Here is a 19,204-nt window from a genome sequence, read left to right on the forward strand (position 1 = left end):
GAGGCGGGGGCCGCGGCATCGGCAGTGGGCTCAGACCTTGCGGTGGCGCGCCATACCGAACGAGAACAGGCCGAAGAGAACGAGGCCCAGCGCGACCAGCACGAGCAGCCAGGGACCGACCGGGGTGTCGGTGAACGAGCGCAGCGTGTCGTCGAAGCCCTTGGCCTTGTCGGGCTCGTAGTCGACTGCCGCCTTCACCACGAACCAGCCGATCGCCGCGAACAGCAGCCCACGCGCCAGACCGCCGCCGACCCCGGTCACGTCGAGGTACCGCTTCGCCTTGCGGGACATCTGCCCGAGCTTGAGGTGCTTGTGGTACGACCGCTTCGCGGCGCGCACCCCGATCCACAGGCCGGCGGCCAGGATCGCGACACCGGCGGCGCCGACGAGCCACTGGCCCGCGGGCAGTTCCATCGCCTTGGCCGTGATGTCCTGCGACTGCTGGTCGCCGGACGAGCCGCCCGTGTCACCGGCGGCGAAGCTGAGGACCGAGTAGGCCACGAAGCCGTAGAACACGAAACGTCCGGCCGACAGCAGCCGCTTGCTCGCTTTGCCTCCGTCGGGTCCCGCGGCGCCGAACAGCGCCTCGGACAGCCGCCACAGGGACATGCCGACGAGACCGATGCCCAGTGCCCACAGGACGAAGGAACCCATCGGCTTCTCGCCGATCTCGGCCAGCGCACCACCACGGTCGGCCTGCTTGCCGCCACCGCCGAAGGCGATCTGGAGCGCGAGCAGCCCGATCAGCAGATAGATCACGCCGCGCGCGGTGAATCCCCAGCGTGCCGCGGCGTCCATCGCCGAACTGTTCGCCGCCTGGCGGCCCTTGCTACGACCTCTGAGTGACATCGTCTGTACGTTCATGTGGCACCCTCCCCATCGTTCGTCGGGTGCCCCCGGTCAAGGCCCGGAAACTGGAGGGGGCTACGGCGCTCAGCTCCAGCCCGCCACGATGAGTGACAGTCCGGCCGTGAAGCCGGCACCCAACAGGGCCACGTACGCGCCGTAGTGGCGGCGGAAGCGGCGCAGCAGCAGACCGAGTACGGCGAAGGCCGCACCGACCGTCAGCGTCCGGGCGCCACGCGCCTGCGCGGACTCCGCGAGCCAGTGGGTCGCCGGCACGTCGGCACGGCCCGCCTCGGCGGCGTACACCTTGAACGGGATGCCGTTCCACGGCTGGTGCCGTACGGCCGACGCCGACTCGACGGCCAGCTCCTGCCGTACCTCCGCACGCATCCGGTCCGTCGTCAGGGGCGCGGGCAACTGGAGCCCCGTGTTCGCGAGTTGGAGGGCCAGCAGCCCACCCGCCAGGCTGCCCGCGAGCGCGGCGAAGGAGAGCCGCAGCGCCGCCCGGGGGACCGCGACGCAGACGACGCCCAGGAGCAGTTCGGGCATCAGCGGCCAGCTCAACGCCTCCGCGCAGGCCCAGACGAAGGCCAGCAGCAACCCCCGGCGCGAGGCGGCCACGGCGGCCACCCGGCGCCGTACGGGGGAGTCGGGCAGCGGCTCCGAAGCCGTACGGGCGTGCAGCGCCGCGACCGCCGCCCGCGCTTCCTCCGGCGTCGCCGACGGCGGCAGCGGCGCACCGATCCGTACCCGCACCAGCGACGAACGCAGCCGCCCGTGCTTGGGCAGCAGCCGGTCCGTCCCCGCGATGCCCACCGGTACGACCGGGACGCCCGCGCGCTCCGCGAGGACCAGGGCGCCACGGTGGAAGGCCCCGACCGCGCCGTCCGCCCCGCGCGTGCCCTCGGGGAACAGCACGACCGCGCGGCCGGCCCGCAGCCCCTCCGCCATGGACAGCAGATCGTCCATGCCGCCGCCGGTGCGCCGTACCGGAAACCCCGCGGCGAGCACCCGGCAGACACGCCGCCGCCACGGCGAGGCGAACCAGTAGTCGGCGGCCGCCCCGATGGCGGGCCGGTGCCGTGCGTCGAGCGCGGCCAGCAACGCGGCGGTGTCCGCGTGCGAGGAGTGGTTGGCCACAACCACGCACCCACGGGGCGGCAGTTGACCGTGCCGCCGCACGCCGCCGGTGACGGTGAGCACGACCCACCACAGGGCACGCCGCAGGACCGCGCCGAGCCGGGAGGGCGAGAGGGCGGGGGTCCGGCCCACGCCGGAGCCGCCGGAGCCGCCGGGACCCTTGGCGCCGACGGGGGCGGTACGACGCCCACGAGCGCGCCCCGGCCCACGGAACCGCCCCCGTGCCCCGCGCCCGCACCGCTCGTCCGACGGGCCGGCCGCGAACGCGACAACAGCAGCCGTGCCCGCCCCCGCGGCCCCCGCCACCGCGCGCCGCCGTCGGTACCCGACGACCGGCGCGCGGCGCCGCAGCCGTCGCGGCCTTCGCGGCGTCGAACCCGCCACCGTACGAGCGGAGATCCGTGCGGTCATGCCGTCACCACCATCGCGAGCAGGAGAGCCAGCAGCAAGGAGTCGATCCGGTCGAGCAGCCCACCGAAGCCCGGCAGCCAACTGCCCGCGTCCTTCACGCCCGCCTCCCGCTTGACCATGGATTCGAGCAGGTCGCCGAGTACACAGCCGGTCAGCACCGCCGCCCACAACAGCGGCGTGAACGCGCCGACGGCGGCCAGGACGAGGGCGGTCGCCCCCGCCGCGCCCAGCACCCCCGCCCACGTCTTGCTGGGGGAGAGCGGCGACAGCGGGCGCGCCAGAGCACCACGACGACCCAGCGCCGTACCGCCGCACCACGCCCCGACGTCGCCGAGCGCCACCGCCAGCCCGACCGCGACCGCCGTGTCCTCAAGCAGCACGAGTCCGCTGAGCGGCAGGGGAATCCACAACAGGGCGAAGACGGTGCGCGCGGAGCGGGTGAAGCCCCGCTCGTGGTCACCCGCCAGCAGCGCGGGCAGCGCCGCCGCCACGAGCAGCAGCGCCACCACCCTCAGGTCGACCGCCCGAAGGTCCACCGCGTCCGGCACCAGCCACGCCAGCGCCGGGAGCACGACGGCGGCCACGACCAGCACGGCGTGCTCCGCGCGCGGCAGCCCCGCCATCCGTACGTACTCGCCCACCGCCGTCACCCCGAGCGCCGTCGCGAGCGCGAACGCGCCCCCCGCGCCCAGGAACAGTGCCCCGAGGAACACCGGCGCGGCGATCGCCCACGTGCGCCACCGCTTGCGCAGCTCCGCCCGCATCGCGAGCCGTGACGGCAGCGTCGCCACCGCGATCCCGCTCACCCCGAGAGCACCGGCCACGAGCGGGACGGCGCGCCCCACGGCCTCGCCCGCGATCAGTACGCCGCTCATGCGAGCTTCCTCCAGACCCAGCCGAACCGGACGACCGCGGTGAGCGCCGAGCCCGCCGCGATCACGACGAGCACCGGCACCGCCCAGCCGGTCGCCGCGGCGACGACGACGAGCAGGCAGCGTTCGGTCTTACCGACGGGGCCACCGTTACGGCGCGGCGCGCCCGCCGCCGTACCCGCGAGGGACACCCACGAGGGGAGCGTCGCCGCCAGCCCCGCCACCGCGACCAGCCACAGCGGCGCCAGGGCGATGAAGCCGGCCAGGACGACCAAGTCGGAGACACGGTCCCCGAGTTCGTTGAGAACGGCACCGCGCCGGGTCGTCCGGCCGGTGTCCCGCGCCAGCGCCCCGTCGAGATTGGCGAAGGCCAGGCGGGCGGCGAGGAGGACGGCGACGGTGAGCGCGGCGAGCGGTCCGGCGGGCAGCCAGGCCACGGCGGCCGCCGCACCGGCCGCGCTGACGACACCCGCCGCGGTGACCGTGTCGGGCGACACCTCGCGACGGACGAGAGCGGCCCGGACTCCGGAGAGCCGGGACGCGTACCAGGGCTTCAGTGCGTAGAGGCCGTTCATGCCGCCAACTGTCGCGGCAGGCACGTTTTTTCGACATGGAGCAGGTACTCAACCGGGCACTGAGTACGTGCGCGGGCGCCCGGCCTGAAAGAGTGAGACGCATGTCAGACCCGCTGCGCACCGCCCATACCTTCGAACTCGACCCGGCGACCCTCGGCGAGATCCGCGACCTCCTGGACGTCGCCTTCGACGGGGCCTTCAGTGAGGAGGACTGGACGCACGGGCTCGGCGGCGTCCATGTCCTCGTACGGGACGGCACTGGCGCGCTCGTCGCACACGGCAGCGTGATCCAGCGCCGGTTGACGCACGCCGGGCGGTGGTACCGCGTGGGTTACGTCGAGGCGGTCGCCGTACGCGCGGACCGGCGCGGGGACGGGCTCGGCGGCCGGGTCCTGGAGGTACTGGAGCGGGTGATCGACCGGGCGTACGACGTCGGCGCGCTCTCCGCGTCCGAGAAGGGTGCCCGGCTCTACCGGTCACGTGGCTGGCACCTGTGGCAGGGCCGCGTCGAGGCGCTGAGCCCGGACGGGGTGGTGCGGCTGCCGGAGGAGGAGGGCACGACGTACCTCTGGCCGGTGCCCGGCAGCGAACTGCCGTCCGCCGACGACGCGTTGGTCTTCGACTGGCGTGACGGCGACGTGCTGTAGGCGGCGGCCCCGCCGCCCGTACCGGAGCCGTCAGTCGCCAAGCCGAGCCCCCGTCACGCCTCAGCCCTCGCCGCCCCGTTCCTTCGCCCCGCCCGGCGCCTCGTCCTCCGTGCCGTCGACCACGTCCTTCCGGACGCCGGACCGGGCCGCGATCCCGGCGGCGACGGCGACCGGGATCGCGATGGCCAGGTTGAACTCGACGGCCCCGGAGCCGTACAGGAACGCCAGGACGACCAGACTCACCACCGACACGATCAGCAGCGCGCGCGTCTTCCTGCCGAAGTAGAAGCTCCACCGCGGCGTTCCGGGCCCCGTGGCGACCGTCGCCGCCGGCCCCGCGCTCGCCGCCTTGGGTCGCTTGACGTACAGGTAGTAGGCCCACTGCCCGCACGGTTCCCAGCCGTCGGGGGCGAGTTCCGACTCCACGGCGTCGCGCTTGCGGTTGACCAGCTCCTCGCGCCGGTACTCCCAGCGCAGCGCGGCGCCGACGGTGCGGCGGCACACGAAGCGGCCGAAGGCGTCGAGGCGTTCGACCTCCCAGCCCTGGTCGCCGTAGACGTTCAGCAGCCTGCGGTCGTTGTAGATGTCGGTGGTCCACTTCCATGTCTCGGCGGTGGCCTCCGGCTCCTCGGGCCCGCCGCCGTCGCCCTCCCCGTCGCCACCACCCGCGAGCCGCGCGGCGAACTCCTCGACCGGACCGAACTCCTCCACGGCGGGGGAGCCCGTCTCGGCGAGGTACGCGGTGAGATCGGTGACGGTGACGGTCACCTCGCGCTCCGCCATGCCGCCCGCGCGCAGGACGGCGGCGAGTTCGTCGAAATAGCCGGACTCGACATGGCCGGACTCGACATGGCCGGGCTCGACATGGCCGGGCTCGACGTGGCCGGTGCCGGAGGAGCCGGACCGGACGTGGCGGGCCTCGGTGGTGCATCGCTCCGGGTCACTCATGACGCCCCCTCGGTGCGCAACATGTTCCGTACGGTGGTGTGGAACTCCAGCCAGTTCCCGCTCTCGGTGGCGAGCCCGCGCCGGCCCTCGTCCGTCAGCCGGTAGTAGCGCCGCCCGGGGCCGCGCTCGGCGGCGCGGAACTCCCCGACGACCAGTCCGGCCTCTTCGAGCCGGTTGAGCACGGGATAGAGCGTCCCGCCCTTGATGTCGCCGAGACCGGCGGTCGCGAGGGCCTTGGAGATCTCGTAGCCGTAACTCTCCCCGTCGGTGAGACAGGAGAGGACGAGGAGGTCGAGGACCCCCTTGAGCCAGCTGGATCTGCGGTCTGCTGCCATGCCTGTATTCCACCACCACCTAGATAGGAATACAACCTAGGTCGCTATGCCAGATCAAGGCTGCCGTCTCAGATAGTAGGAAGTCCGACTAACTGTGGAGACAGAACGGCCCGGCTCCCTTAGCTTTGTAGGAGCCGAACGACTCGCTCGATCCAGCGAACGGCGGACGTGAGCAATCGCCCTCACGCAGGCAACCCCTGCGGGCGTGCTCCCCGCCCATCCGGCGCCTCGCAGATGCCTCATACGGCCCCCCAGCCGTATGCCTCAGCTGTCTCAAGGAGTCGATCATCATGGCCGAGACGACAGTCCGCCGCGTCCGTCACCGCGTCCGCAGCAACGAGTCCGACCGCAAGAACGCCGCGGCGGCCCTCCAGCGTGCCCTCGACCGCAGGGACAACGGCGGCTCCACCGGCCACTGAGCCGGGGCGCCCCCCGACACCGCTGCCGTACGGTCGGGTACCCCCGCGCCCAACACGCGGCTGTCCGAATCGTGGACCGCGCGTGTCAGGCACTGGGACGCGCAGTAAGGTGCCCGTCATGTCTCGCAGCATCAACCTCGCAGTGATCCCCGGTGACGGCATCGGCCAGGAGGTCGTGGCCCAGGGCCTGAAGGTCCTCGGCTCCGTGCTCCCGCAAGATGTGAAGCTGGAGACCAAGGAGTACGACCTCGGCGCCCGGCGCTGGCTCCGCACCGGGGAGACCCTCCCCGACGCGGAGCTGACCGCGCTCAAGGCGCACGACGCGATCCTCCTCGGCGCCATCGGCGACCCGTCCGTGCCGTCCGGGGTCCTGGAACGAGGGCTGCTGCTGAAGCTGCGGTTCGCCTTCGACCACTATGTGAACCTGCGCCCGTCGAAGCTCTTCCCGAACCAGGCCACACCGCTGGCCGGCCGCCCGGACATCGACTTCGTCGTCGTCCGCGAGGGCACCGAGGGCCCCTACACGGGCAACGGTGGTTCCCTGCGCACCGATACGCCCGCCGAGGTGGCCACGGAGGTCAGCCTCAATACGGCGTACGGCGTGGAGCGTGTCGTGCGCGACGCGTACGAGCGTGCCAACTCCCGCCCCCGCAAGAAGCTGACGCTGGTCCACAAGAACAACGTCCTCGTCTACGCGGGCCACCTCTGGAAGAGGATCTTCGACCGGGTCGGCCAGGAGTACCCCGACGTCTCCACCGACTATCTGCACGTCGACGCCGCGACGATCTTCTTCGTCACCCAGCCCGACCGCTTCGACGTGATCGTCACCGACAACCTCTTCGGCGACATCCTCACCGACCTCGCCGCTGCCGTGACCGGCGGCATCGGCCTGGCGGCCTCCGCGAACATCAACCCCGACCGGGCGTTCCCGTCCATGTTCGAGCCCGTCCACGGCTCGGCCCCGGACATCGCGGGCCAGGGGAAGGCCGACCCCACGGCCACGATCCTCTCGGTCGCACTGCTGCTGCGGCACCTGGGCTTCGACGCCGAGGCCGCCCGCATCGAGGAGGCCGTCGCGGCCGACCTCGCGGAGCGCGGCAGTGCGCCCCGTACGACCGACGAGATCGGTGACGCGCTCGTCGTACGAGTAGCGAGCTGACCCGCCGACGACTCTCACAGCCGCCGGGTCACAGCACCCGGCGGCTGTGCTTTGCGGCCGCCGGGTGTCACCATCATCCGTAGGGCCGCATTCACCCCGTTTCATGCCCCGTCCCGCCACGCGCGATAATCGGCGTGGGCCGCGGCATGAGGGAAAGCTCGGACGTCCTAGTACCTGTAGCGGCGTGAGCGCGGTCCGTCACACACAACCGGTGAAGGACAAGAACTCATGACCACGCCCACGACACCGTTGCCCACTCTGGCGCTCAAGCCCTCGTCGAATCCGCTGTCCGACGCGCAGCGCGAGGCGATCCTGGCCGCTCCCGGCTTCGGCCGCCACTTCACCGACAACATGGTGACCATCAGGTGGACGGAGGGCCGGGGCTGGCACGACGCGCAGCTCGTCCCGTACGGCCCCCTCTCGCTCGACCCGGCCAACATGACGCTGCACTACGCGCAGGAGATCTTCGAAGGGCTGAAGGCTTACCGCCGCCCCGACGGCACCGTCGCCACCTTCCGGCCCGAGGCCAACGCCCGGCGCTTCCAGGTCTCCGCCCGCCGGCTGGCGATGCCCGAGCTGCCGGTCGAGACGTTCATCGAGGCGTGCGACGCGCTGGTCCAGCAGGACGAGGCGTGGGTGCCGCCGCACGGCGGCGAGGCGTCGCTGTATCTGCGGCCGTTCATGATCGCGGCCGAGGTGGGCCTGGGGGTGCGGCCCGCGAACGAGTACCTGTTCCTGGTCATCGCCTCCCCGGCCGGCGCGTACTTCCCCGGCGGCGTGAAGCCCGTCTCCATCTGGCTCTCCGAGAACCGGGTGCGCGCCGTTCCCGGCGGCATGGGCGACGCCAAGACCGGCGGCAACTACGCGGCGTCGCTGCTCGCGCAGGCCGAGGCGGCGGCGGAGGGCTGCGACCAGGTCGCGTACCTGGACGCCGTCGAGCACAAGTGGGTCGAGGAACTGGGCGGGATGAACCTGTACTTCGTGTACGGGGACAAGATCGTCACGCCCGAACTGACCGGCTCGCTGCTCGCCGGCATCACCCGTGACTCGCTGCTGAAGCTGGCCGGCGACCTCGGCTACACGTCGCAGGAGCGCCGTATCTCCATCGACGAGTGGCGCGGTGACACCGAGAACGACACCCTCACCGAGGTCTTCGCGTGCGGTACGGCCGCCGTCATCACCCCGGTCGGCCTCGTCAGGTCCGCGGGCGGGGAGTGGACGCACTCGGGCGGGGAGTCCGGTGAAGTGACGTCGAGGCTGCGCGCGGCGCTGCTGGACATCCAGACGGGGCGGGCCGAGGACGTCCACGGGTGGATGCACCAGGTGGGCTGAGGCGCACGGCTGGCACTTCCGGCTCGTAGTTCCGGCCGGTGACCCGCTGGGTGCCGATCCGGACCACGACGTCACGCTCGGCACGACCGCTGGTGGCGGGCGCGGCACCAGCGGTCGTACCACGACCCCGCCACCGTGGCGCCGGACGAGCGGCAGGGCAGCCGCGCGTACACGAACGCGGTGGTGCTCGCCCGCAGCGACCGACTGCGCAGGCTCGCCGCGGTCGTTCCGCTCTTCCCGGACGACTGGTTCGAGGCGTCGGTCTTTAGCGACTGCGCCGTGAGTCTGACGCCCGACGAGCTCAACGAGATGAAGCGCGAGCTGGTGGGCGTGATCGACAAGTACCGAACACGTCGCGGGAGTTCGGAGAAGGAGGGGCGGGCGGAGAAGCGGGCGGAGGGGGCCGCGCAGGTGTCCGTGCGGCTCCAGATGTTCCCCCGGCTGTGATACCCGGGGCCGTCTCGCCCGCGCCCGCGCGGCCCGCCTACCGCGACCCGAACGTCCTGCGCCGGCTCGGCGTCATCCGCCTCCTCGGGGCGGGCACCGGTCTGCTCGTTCGCTCCGTGCGCACGGCAACTCTCACTGTGTGACCCGGCGGCGACCCCGCGTGCCCGCATCGGGTACAACGGACGAGTGACACCCACCGCACGCCGCCGCAACGCGGCTCCGCCCCGCGAGGCCGTGCTCGCCGCCGCCATGGACACCATCGCCGGGCACGGGCTCGACGGCCTCACCATGGCCGGGCTCGGACGTGACGTCGGGATGAGCAGCGGTCACCTCCTCTACTACTTCCGTACGAAGGACGAGCTGCTGCTCCAGACCCTGGAGTGGAGCGAGTCGCAACGCGGCGCCGTACGCAGGGGTTTGCTGTCCCGGCAGGCCACGGTGCGGGAGCGACTGGACGCGTACGTCGATCTCTACGTCCCGGCGGGCCACCGCGATCCGCACTGGACGCTGTGGCTGGAGGTCTGGAACCGCTCGCAGGACGCCGCCGACGAGGTCCGCGCCCGGCAGGCGGCGATAGAGCGCGCCTGGCACCGGGACCTGGTGGCGCTGCTCGCCGAGGGAATCTCGCGCGGCGAGCTGCGGGCCGTCGACCCGGACCGGTTCGCCGCCCGGCTGCGCGCGCTGCTCGACGGCTTCAGCGTCCATGTGGTGGTCGGGATACCGGGCGCCGGACGGGCCCAAGTCCTGCCACATGTTCGCGAGTTCATCAAGGAGTCACTGCTCTGAACCGACCTGCGGACGGTCGAGGGCGTGTCTTGGTTGTACGCCTTCGGGCCGATTGACCGTGGGCGGGTGGATGCGATTGCATCCCAGATGTCCTCGGCGCCGGACCGGTCACGACCGTCATGGGAGCGATCCCACCGCGGGCGTGATGTGCGCCGGGGGCTCCGTACGTCGTCAACAGGGGGAACCACCAGTGAAGTTCACCGCCCGTACCCGTACCGCCCTGGGCGCGGCCGTCTCGGTCGTCGCCGCCGTCGTCACCGCGACCGCCGCCCCGGCCGTCGCCGCCCCGTCGGGGCCCGCCACGCACCCGCCGGCGGCGCCCGTCACGGCGCCCGTCACGGAGCGCGTCAGCGTCGCGCCCGACGGCTCCCAGGCCGACGGCTCGTCCGGCGACCCCGCCGTGAACGCCGACGGCACCGTCGTAGCCTTCGTCTCCGACGCCGCCAACCTCGTGCCGGGCGACACCCCGGGCACCCGGGACGTGTTCGTACGCGACGGGGCGGACAGCCCCCTGCTCCGTGTCACCGACGGCGCGGGCAGCCCGTCGTCACCCGCGCTCAGCCCGGCCGGCGACCACCTCACGTACACCACCTACGATCCCGCCGCGGCCGGGTCGTACGCACTGCGCGTGTACGACCTGCGGACGGGCGTCACCGAGACCCTGGCGCCGACCCTCGACGACGGCTACGCCGCCTCGTACGGCGCGGCGGTGATCAGCGAGGACGGCCGCACCGTCGCCTTCGACGCCCGCCCCACGGGCGCGACGCCCCCGGCCGCCGACGACGGCTCGCGCGTCTACGCCCTCGACCGCGGGACGGGCACCGCCGAGCGGATCAGCCACTCGCCGGACTCCACGAACGGCGCGCGCGGCTGCACGGTGGGATCCATCAGCGCCGACGGTACGAAGGTCGCCTACCAGGACGCGTACACGAACGGGCCCCGTGGCGACGACTGGGGCGACATCCACGTCCACGACCGGACCACCGGTGGGACGACGCACGCCGACGCCACGTACGACGGCACCGCCGCCGACAAGGCGTCCACCGAGCCCCTTCTCAGCGCCGACGGCTCGACCGTCGTCTTCAACTCCTACGCCACCGACCTGGTCCCGGGCACCGACCCCAACCGCGGTTGGAACCCCTTCGTGCGCGACCTGCGCACCGGCACGCTGACCCGCGTCGACGGGGCGGACCCGGCCTCGGTCACGGCGGCGACCGGCATCTCGGCGGACGGCTCGAAGCTCCTGTACTCGGCGTACGCCGCCGGTGTGGACGGCCACTGGGTCCGCGACCTGGCCGGCGGCGGCGACACTCTGGCGACGCCGGGAGCCGACGGTTCGCCGCGGGGTGCCGCGTCCTCGGCGCTCAGCGCCGACGGCGCCACGGTCGCCTTCGCCGGCTACGACGACGGCGCGTTCGTACCGGGGGACACCAACGGCGAGCAGGACGTCTTCGTACGCCGCCCGCACTGACACCGGACGCCGCCCGCAGTGACTCCGGGGCCGGGGGCCCCGGCAGCCCCGTCTCACCTCACCCGCACCGCCCGCATCGTGAGACGGGGCTTCCACCGGGGTGCAAACGTGCCACACTGCTTCCGTGTTCTCGTTCGCCATGATTATGGGCAGCAGGCGCGCCGGTCCGCAGTGACCGCCACGTACCACCACGTACGGAGCGGCCATCTCGCCCCCAGACCCGCGCGCAGACCTCTCGCACCCGCGAGGGGTTTTTTCGTTTTCCGGCCCCACCCCGGCCGAAACGGGACGCACGCGAAGACAGGGCAGTGGAGCCAGACCCTCCATCACTCGACAGGAGTCACAGAGTCATGACCACAGATTCAACGGTCACCGACGCCGACGACAGTTTCCATGTCTTCGACACCACGCTGCGCGACGGGGCCCAGCGTGAAGGCATCAATCTGACGGTCGCCGACAAGCTGACCATCGCGCGGCACCTGGACGACTTCGGGGTGGGGTTCGTCGAGGGCGGCTGGCCGGGCGCCAACCCGCGGGACACCGAGTTCTTCGCCCGCGCCCGGAGCGAGATCGACTTCAAGCACGCCAAACTCGTCGCCTTCGGCGCCACACGCCGTCCCGGCGCCCGCGCCGCCGACGACCCGCAGGTCGGGGCGCTGCTCGAATCCGGCGCCCCGGTGATCACGCTCGTCGCCAAGTCGCACGACCGGCACGTCGAACTCGCGCTCCGTACGACGCTCGAAGAGAACCTGGCGATGGTCGCCGACACCGTCTCCCACCTGCGCGAACAGGGCAGGCGCGTCTTCGTCGACTGCGAGCACTTCTTCGACGGCTACCGCGCCAACCCCGAGTACGCCAAGTCCGTCGTCCGGGCCGCCGCCGAGGCCGGCGCGGACGTCGTCATCCTCTGCGACACCAACGGCGGCATGCTGCCCGCCCAGATCCAGGCCGTGGTCGCCACCGTGCTCGCCGACACCGGCGCCCGGCTCGGCATCCACGCCCAGGACGACACCGGCTGCGCCGTCGCCAACACCCTCGCCGCCGTGGACGCGGGCGCCACGCACGTGCAGTGCACCGCGAACGGCTACGGCGAGCGCGTCGGCAACGCGAACCTCTTCCCCGTCGTCGCCGCGCTGGAGCTGAAGTACGGCAAGCGGGTCCTGCCCCCGGGCGCGCTGGCCGAGATGACCCGCATCTCGCACGCCATCGCCGAGGTGGTCAATCTGACACCCTCCACCCACCAGCCGTACGTCGGCGTCTCCGCCTTCGCGCACAAGGCCGGACTGCACGCCTCGGCGATCAAGGTCGACCCCGACCTCTACCAGCACATCGACCCCCAGCAGGTCGGCAACACCATGCGGATGCTCGTCTCCGACATGGCGGGACGCGCCTCGATCGAGCTCAAGGGCAAGGAACTGGGCATCGACCTCGGCGACGACCGCGATCTGGTCGGCCGCGTCGTCGGCCGGGTCAAGGAGCGCGAACTCAAGGGCTACACGTACGAGGCCGCCGACGCCTCCTTCGAACTGCTGCTGCGCGAGGAGGCCGAGGGCAGGGCGCGGAGCTACTTCCGTACGGAGTCGTGGCGCGCGATCGTCGAGGACCGCCCGGACGGCTCGCACGCCAACGAGGCGACCGTGAAGCTGTGGGCCAAGGGCGAGCGCATCGTCGCCACCGCGGAGGGCAACGGCCCCGTCAACGCGCTGGACCGCGCCATGCGGGTCGGCCTGGAGCGCATCTACCCGCAGCTGGCCAAGTTGGAGCTGGTGGACTACAAGGTCCGCATCCTGGAGGGCAAGCACGGCACGGAGTCCACGACGCGCGTGCTGATCACCACGGGGGACGGGGCGGCGGAGTGGTCGACGGTGGGCGTCGGCGAGAACGTGATCGCCGCTTCGTGGCAGGCCCTGGAGGACGCGTACACCTACGGGCTGCTGAGGGCCGGGGTCGAGCCGGCCGAGTAGCGGCCGAGGTCGCGCGTACGTACGGGGTGCCGGTGACCGGACCGGCCACCGACACCCCGTACGCGGAAGAGACAGGCCACCGGCCAGTCCACGGACCGGCCGACGGACCTACGCCTGGAGCCGCCACTTCTGGTTGGCCGCCCCGGTACAGCTCCACAGCTGCGCCTTCGCCCCGTTCGCCGACGAATTCCCCGTGATGTCGAGGCACTTGTCGGCCGGAGCGTTCACCAGATCACCGCTGCCGGACTCGTGTCTCCACTGTTGCGCCCCGGAACCGTTGCAGTCGTACAGCTGCACCTTCGCTCCGTTCGCGGTCGACGCGGCCGCGACGTCCAGGCACTTGCCGAGCGTGCGCACCGTCCCGTCGCCACCGATCGTCCAGCGCTGCGCCGCCGAGCCGTTGCAGTCCCAGAGCTGGATGGCCGTACCGTTGGCGCTGCTCCCGCCGGCCACGTCGAGGCACTTGCCGCCGAGACCGTTCAGGGTCCCCGCGGTGCCGCCGCTGTCGCCGGACTGGCCGCCGGACCAGGTGAAGGTGGCCGACGTCTTGCCGGGCAGCGAGTAACTGAAGTTCTGGCCGCCCCAGTTGACCCGGATCTCGCGGGCCTGCGACGCCTCGTTGTACGCGATCAGCGCCTTGGAGCCGTTCGGGTTCTGCCAGGCCACGTTGGGCACGGTGGTGCTGGCGGAAGACTCGATACGGTGCGCGCCCGGCGTCACGAACTTGGTGAGGTGCCCCATCGTGTAGTACTCGATGTTGTACTTCACCTGACCGGCCTGGGAACCGCCGTTGTTGACGGTGATCAGCCCGTCGCAGGTGCCGCAGCCGCCGTTGTGCGGACCCCGGTTCTGGTCCACGGCCAGGGACCACTTGGTCACCGACTTCGCCCAGTTACGGGTGTAGTTGATGATGTTGGACATGTCCTCGGTCTGCTGGTTGCCGATCCAGGTGCCGCCGGAGTGCTCGGTCTGGAAGGCGTCCAGCTGCGGGTACTGGTTGTGCACCTGCGTCTGCTTGTTGACGTCGCCGCCGTAGCCGTGCCAGGCGATGCCGCCGAAGTTGGGGTGGTTGCGGATCGCCGCGTCGTTCACGGTCTCCGCCGCGTACGCGTCGTAGGTGTCCCAGTTCCAGTCGTGCGCCATGACCTTGGTGGGCAGGCCCGCCGCCTGGAGTCCGGGCAGCAGTTCGGCCTTCGTGAAGTACGCGAGCCCCGAGGCGTTCCAGCTCATGGACGGGTACGACGAGCAGCAGGTCGGCTCGTTCTGCGCCGAGACGTAGTCGATCGGGATGCCCTGGTCGCGGTACGCCTGCAGGTACTTGACGAAGTAGTCGGCGTAGACGCCGTAGTTCTCCGCCTTCAGCCAGCCGCCGTTCAGCTGGCCGTTGTCCTTCATCCAGGCCGGGGCGGTCCAGGGCGACGCCATCGTCGTGAGCGCCGGGTTGAGCTGCTTCGCCTGCTTCGTCAGCGGCAGCACGTCCTGGAGATCATGTGCGATCGAGAACTCCGACAGGTCCGGGTCGGTCTGGCCGGCCGGCATGTCGTCGAAGGTGTAGCCGAACCGCGCGAGGTCCGAGCCGCCCAGCGGGTTACGGATGAACGACAGCCCGATGCCGTCGGCCGGCGAGAACAGCTTGCGCATCGTGTCGTCGCGGGTCGCCTGGGAGAGCGCCCCGCTGCCCTTCATCAGCCAGGCGGCCGTGTCCGTGAACGAGGCGCCGCCGCCGGTGAAGGTCTGGTACTTGGTGTTCTCGTTGACGGTGACGTTCGTGCCGCTGCCGCCGTTGCCCGGCTGGAAGTTGACGGGCGTCTGCGGCTGGAGGCCACGGGTCACGGTACGGCCGCCGCCGTCGCTGGTGGTCGTCAGCCAGATGTTCACCTGCTCGCCGGCGGCCTGCGCCGTACCTGCGGAGACGCCGGTGAGGCCGGCCGTCGTGAGTACGCCGACGAGGAGCATCCTCGTCAGCCGTCTGCGGGTGCCACTCGGTCTGATCATGGGGCGCTGCCCTTCTTGACAGAGGGGTGGGGGGTCTTCCATGGATCGCCAGGCGAGCGTGAACTCTGTTGTGAACTCCAGTCAAGGGCTTGAACATTCAGAACCTGAACGCATAACGCCCTCCTGGTCCTCAGGAGTCGCCTCCCGAGTAATTTCGGTGTGAAGTCTTGACGACTTTGGTCTGGACCGGTTAACTCACCGCTCAAATTGGAACCGGTTCCGGTACCGGTACCGGAACCGGTTCCAGCCCACGATTCGGAGGCCCTCCGATGCGCGTCACCATTGCCGATGTCGCCCGCGCGGCCGGTGTCAGCAAGACGACCGTGTCCCGGGTTATCAACACCAAGGGTGAGGTCGACGGTGGAACGGCCGCCAGGGTCCGCGCCGTCATCGCATCTCTTGGATACGTGCCCAGTTCGGGCGCCGTCGGACTGGCCCGCGGCAACAGCCGTACGGTCGGGATGCTGGTGCCCTCGCTGACCTGGCCGTGGATGGGCGAGGTCCTGCAGGGCGTCGTCGACACGGTGGAGGCCGCCGGCTACGGCCTGCTGCTCTTCACCTTCAACCGCGGCGCGGACTCGGTCGAGCGCTTCACCACCCAGGTCTCCGCGCGGGCCTTCGACGGACTGCTCGTCGTCGAACCCGAGAACACGCTCGACAAGATCATCGCTCTCAGTCACAAGGGTCTGCCGGTCGTGCTGATCGACGATCGCGGCAGCCGCCCCGACGAATTCCCCTCCGTCGTGACCACCAATCACGAAGGAGGTGCGTCCGCCGCCCGCCACCTGCTGGCCGACGGACGCAGCAGACCGCTGGTCATCACGGGGCCGGAGCAGTTCGGCTGCGTACGCGACCGGCTCGGCGGCTTCCGCGAGATCCTCCCGACCGACCTGGTCGCGGTGGGGGACTTCACGGAGCTGTCCGGACGCCTCGCCGTCGAGCAACTCCTCGTCGCCGGGACGCCGTTCGACTCCGTCTTCGCGCACAACGACATCAGCGCCGCAGGCGCGCTGCGGGCGTTGCGCGCGGCGGGGCGGTCGGTGCCGGACGACATCGCCGTGGTCGGGTTCGACGACATCCCGATGGCCCAGCACACCGAACCGCCCCTGACGACCGTCCGCCAGCCCACCCGGCGGATGGGGGAGACGGCGGCGCGGATGCTGCTCGGGCACCTGGGAGGGACGACCGCGCAGGAGACGGTCGTTCTCCCGACGGAGTTGGTCGTACGGCAGTCGGCACCGCTGGCGGTGGCGAACTCCGCGCCGGTCGCGAGTCCGTCCGCCGTCGTTCCCGCCGACTCCGTGTCCGCGTGACACGGGTATCCGTGAGCACCACCCGATAGCACCTGAACCGTCCGCACCACCTGATACAGCGTCAGAACGGCACAGTCGCAAGGCCGCACAGCCGCAGAGACGATCAGAACGGCACAGCCGCAAGCCCGCACAGCCGCAGAACCGATACGCCAGCACACGCACACGCACACGCACACCCGCACCCGCACACAGCACCTGGTATCGCACCACACCCGGTCCTCAGGCCCCAGTTCCACGGGCCCGCCGTCCCACAGAGCTGCATTCCCTTTCTGGAGTCGCCATGTCCGCACACCGCAAGCTCCGGGCGCTGGCCGCCGCCACCGTCGTGGCCGCGCTCGCCGCCGGATGTTCCTCGGCCAACTCGGATGCCAACCGGTCATCAGGCGGCGCCTCCGGCGTCCTCACCATCGGTATGCCGAACGGCCCGCAGACCAACAACAGCAACCCGTTCCTCGGCACGTCCGCCGGTGCGTCGCTCGGCTACCGCTACATGATCTACGAGCCCCTGGTGATGACGAACCAGATCCGCCCCAGCGAGAAGGGCAAGCCCTGGCTGGCGAGCGACTGGAAGTGGGAGGCGAACTTCACCAAGGTCACCTTCACCATCGACGACCGGGCGAAGTGGTCGGACGGCAAGAAGCTGACCGCCGAGGACGTGGCGTTCACCTTCGGGCTGATCAAGAAGTTCCCGGCGCTCAACGGCAACGGCGTGCCCTACGACGGCATAACCGTGGAGGGCGGCAAGGTCGTCCTCACCTTCAAGGACTCGCAGTTCGTCAACCAGAACAAGATCGCCACGACGTTCATCGTCCCCAAGCACATCTGGGAGACGGTCAAGGACCCGGCGACCTGGCCCAACCGCAAGCCGCTCGGCTCGGGGCCGTACAAGCTCAAGACGTTCACGCCGCAGACCACCACGCTCGACACGACGTCCTCCTACTGGAAGGGCAAGACGCAGGTGAAGGAGCTCCGCTTCACCTCGTACAACGACAACAGCGCGCAGACCACCGCACTCGCCAACGGCAAGGCCGAGTGGTCGTTCGTGTTCATGCCGAACTACAAGCAGCTGTACGTCGCCAAGGACCCCAAGAACAACAAGCTCTGGTTCCCCTCCGGACTCGGCATCCACGGCCTGTGGTTCAACACCACCAAGGGCCCGCTCGGTGACCCGGCGCTCCGCAAGGCCATGGCCATGGTGATCGACCGCAAGGCGATCCACGTCCAGGCGCAGGCCACGCTCTACCCGGAGATCACCAACCCGACCGGTATCCCGCTGCCCGCCGGTGAGTCCTTCCTCGCCCCCGAGTACAAGGGCGCCACGATCAAGCCCGACGTCGCCGGCGCGAAGAAGCTGCTGGACGAGGCGGGTTACACGCTCGACGGCAGTGTCCTGAAGGACCCGGACGGCAAGGCCGTGAAGCTGACCTTCACCGACCCCGCCGGCTGGAACGACTACATCACCGGTCTGTCCATCATCAAGGACAACATCAAGCCCCTGGGCATCGAGGCGAAGGTCAAGACGCAGACCGCCGAGGCGTGGACCTCCGACGTCGGCAACGGCAACTTCGACGCCACGCTGCACTGGACCAACTCCGGTGCCACGCCGTACGACATGTACCAGAACATCATGGACGGCGCGCTGCTCCAGCCCATCGGCAAGAACGCGCCGCTCGGCAACTTCGGCCGGTTCGACAGCCCCGAGGCGACCAAGGCGCTGAAGGAGTACGCGAACGCGACGGAGGACTCGGCGCGCACCACGGCGCTGAACACCATCCAGAAGATCATGGTCGACGAGGTCCCGATGATCCCGACGGCGGCGGCACCCATCGGTGCGGAGTACTCCACCAAGAACTGGGTGGGCTGGCCGACGGAGGCCGACCCGTACGGCCCGCCGCAGCCGACCCAGCCCAACGCGCTGGATGTCGTTCTGCACCTCAAGCCCGCGAAGTGACGAGGCCGGCCGATGACCAACCATGACCGTGACCCCGCCGAGAGCGGCGCCACTCACGACAGCGACATCGTGCTCGAAGCGCGCGGCGTCACCAAGCACTTCCCCGTCAGACGGACCGTGGGCGACATCGTCGCCCGTCGGCGCCGTACCGTCCACGCCGTGGACGACGTCTCGCTGCGTCTGCGGCGTGGCAGCGTCACGGCGCTGGTCGGCGAGTCGGGGTCGGGCAAGTCGACGGTGGCCCGGCTGCTGTCACAGCTGTATCCCCTCACCGACGGCGAGATACGGCTCGGCGGCACCCCGGTCAAGGCTGGTCGCGGCCGGTCCTTCCGGGCGTACGTGAAACAGGTCCAGCTGATCTTCCAGGACCCGTTCGCCTCGCTCAATCCCGTGCACACGGTGCGCTACCACCTCACCCGCTCGCTGAAGATCCACGGCAAGCAGGCCACCGAGGCGGAGGCGTGCGAACTGCTGGAACGGGTCCAACTGCTGCCACCTCTTCAGTACTTGGACAAATTCCCGCACGAGCTGTCCGGCGGCCAGCGCCAGCGGGTCTGGGTCGCCATGGTGCTGGCGCAGGAGACCCCGTACCC

General features: G+C 70.9%; 18 protein-coding genes. 11 read left to right on the top strand and 7 right to left on the bottom strand.

Annotated elements, in window-relative coordinates; all coding sequences use genetic code 11:
• Positions 1–30 precede the first annotated feature (30 nt).
• The 4 genes from ACFUN8_RS31130 to ACFUN8_RS31145 form a co-directional block, all read right to left on the bottom strand.
• Positions 31–864: a DUF1206 domain-containing protein gene (locus ACFUN8_RS31130; RefSeq protein ID WP_383644904.1), complete on the bottom strand. Its 834-nt coding sequence runs from the start codon at positions 862–864 to the stop codon at positions 31–33.
• Between the two features lie 69 nt (positions 865–933).
• Positions 934–2,397 carry a lysophospholipid acyltransferase family protein gene (locus ACFUN8_RS31135; RefSeq protein WP_383644907.1) on the bottom strand — a complete coding sequence of 488 codons (1,464 nt, stop codon included), beginning with the start codon at positions 2,395–2,397 and terminating at the stop codon, positions 934–936.
• Positions 2,394–3,272, bottom strand: coding sequence for a phosphatidate cytidylyltransferase (locus ACFUN8_RS31140; RefSeq protein WP_383644910.1), 879 nt, complete (start codon positions 3,270–3,272; stop codon positions 2,394–2,396). The genes ACFUN8_RS31135 and ACFUN8_RS31140 overlap by 4 nt, the downstream gene beginning before the upstream one ends.
• Positions 3,269–3,844: a CDP-alcohol phosphatidyltransferase family protein gene (locus ACFUN8_RS31145; RefSeq protein ID WP_383644913.1), complete on the bottom strand. Its 576-nt coding sequence runs from the start codon at positions 3,842–3,844 to the stop codon at positions 3,269–3,271. Before ACFUN8_RS31145 ends, ACFUN8_RS31140 begins: the two co-directional genes overlap by 4 nt.
• Before the next feature lie 101 nt (positions 3,845–3,945).
• Between ACFUN8_RS31145 and ACFUN8_RS31150 the strand changes: the two genes are divergently transcribed.
• A complete protein-coding gene (locus ACFUN8_RS31150; RefSeq protein WP_383644916.1) occupies positions 3,946–4,491 on the top strand; it encodes a GNAT family N-acetyltransferase in 546 nt (181 codons plus the stop codon).
• Positions 4,492–4,551: 60 nt separating this feature from the next.
• On the opposite strand, the gene ACFUN8_RS31155 is transcribed toward ACFUN8_RS31150, so the two are convergent.
• Positions 4,552–5,439 carry a hypothetical protein gene (locus ACFUN8_RS31155; protein ID WP_383644918.1) on the bottom strand — a complete coding sequence of 296 codons (888 nt, stop codon included), beginning with the start codon at positions 5,437–5,439 and terminating at the stop codon, positions 4,552–4,554.
• Entirely contained in the window at positions 5,436–5,774 is a 339-nt protein-coding gene (locus tag ACFUN8_RS31160; RefSeq protein WP_383644921.1) for a PadR family transcriptional regulator, read from the bottom strand. Before ACFUN8_RS31160 ends, ACFUN8_RS31155 begins: the two co-directional genes overlap by 4 nt.
• 290 nt (positions 5,775–6,064) lie before the next feature.
• Here ACFUN8_RS31160 and ACFUN8_RS31165 point away from each other — a divergent pair, with 290 nt between their 5' ends.
• From ACFUN8_RS31165 to cimA, 7 genes are all read left to right on the top strand, one after another.
• Positions 6,065–6,193 carry a hypothetical protein gene (locus ACFUN8_RS31165; protein ID WP_383644925.1) on the top strand — a complete coding sequence of 43 codons (129 nt, stop codon included), beginning with the start codon at positions 6,065–6,067 and terminating at the stop codon, positions 6,191–6,193.
• A 118-nt stretch (positions 6,194–6,311) separates the two neighbouring features.
• Positions 6,312–7,352 carry a 3-isopropylmalate dehydrogenase gene (locus tag ACFUN8_RS31170; RefSeq protein WP_383644928.1) on the top strand — a complete coding sequence of 347 codons (1,041 nt, stop codon included), beginning with the start codon at positions 6,312–6,314 and terminating at the stop codon, positions 7,350–7,352.
• A 228-nt stretch (positions 7,353–7,580) separates the two neighbouring features.
• Positions 7,581–8,684 carry a branched-chain amino acid aminotransferase gene (locus ACFUN8_RS31175; protein WP_383644931.1) on the top strand — a complete coding sequence of 368 codons (1,104 nt, stop codon included), beginning with the start codon at positions 7,581–7,583 and terminating at the stop codon, positions 8,682–8,684.
• A gap of 135 nt (positions 8,685–8,819) precedes the next feature.
• Positions 8,820–9,131 (top strand): hypothetical protein, encoded by a 312-nt coding sequence (locus ACFUN8_RS31180; protein ID WP_383644934.1) that lies wholly within the window; start codon positions 8,820–8,822, stop codon positions 9,129–9,131.
• Positions 9,132–9,317: 186 nt separating this feature from the next.
• Entirely contained in the window at positions 9,318–9,917 is a 600-nt protein-coding gene (locus tag ACFUN8_RS31185; protein ID WP_383644937.1) for a TetR/AcrR family transcriptional regulator, read from the top strand.
• A 190-nt stretch (positions 9,918–10,107) separates the two neighbouring features.
• Positions 10,108–11,388: a TolB family protein gene (locus ACFUN8_RS31190; RefSeq protein WP_383644940.1), complete on the top strand. Its 1,281-nt coding sequence runs from the start codon at positions 10,108–10,110 to the stop codon at positions 11,386–11,388.
• Positions 11,389–11,738: 350 nt separating this feature from the next.
• Positions 11,739–13,352 (top strand): citramalate synthase, encoded by a 1,614-nt coding sequence (gene cimA, locus ACFUN8_RS31195; protein ID WP_383644942.1) that lies wholly within the window; start codon positions 11,739–11,741, stop codon positions 13,350–13,352.
• Between the two features lie 108 nt (positions 13,353–13,460).
• Here cimA and ACFUN8_RS31200 read toward each other — a convergent pair whose 3' ends face one another.
• Entirely contained in the window at positions 13,461–15,347 is a 1,887-nt protein-coding gene (locus ACFUN8_RS31200; protein WP_383644945.1) for an RICIN domain-containing protein, read from the bottom strand.
• A 269-nt stretch (positions 15,348–15,616) separates the two neighbouring features.
• On the opposite strand from ACFUN8_RS31200, the gene ACFUN8_RS31205 reads away from it, so the two are divergent.
• From ACFUN8_RS31205 to ACFUN8_RS31215, 3 genes are all read left to right on the top strand, one after another.
• Complete coding sequence (locus ACFUN8_RS31205) at positions 15,617–16,660, top strand: LacI family DNA-binding transcriptional regulator (protein ID WP_383644948.1); 1,044 nt, start codon at positions 15,617–15,619, stop codon at positions 16,658–16,660.
• Between the two features lie 280 nt (positions 16,661–16,940).
• Positions 16,941–18,611: an ABC transporter substrate-binding protein gene (locus ACFUN8_RS31210; protein ID WP_383644951.1), complete on the top strand. Its 1,671-nt coding sequence runs from the start codon at positions 16,941–16,943 to the stop codon at positions 18,609–18,611.
• 12 nt (positions 18,612–18,623) lie between these two features.
• The coding region (locus ACFUN8_RS31215; RefSeq protein ID WP_383644955.1) for an ATP-binding cassette domain-containing protein at positions 18,624–19,204 on the top strand (581 nt) is incomplete at its 3' end.

Source organism: Streptomyces sp. NPDC057307 (genome assembly GCF_042667665.1).
In the GTDB taxonomy this organism is placed as follows: Bacteria; Actinomycetota; Actinomycetes; order Streptomycetales; family Streptomycetaceae; genus Streptomyces.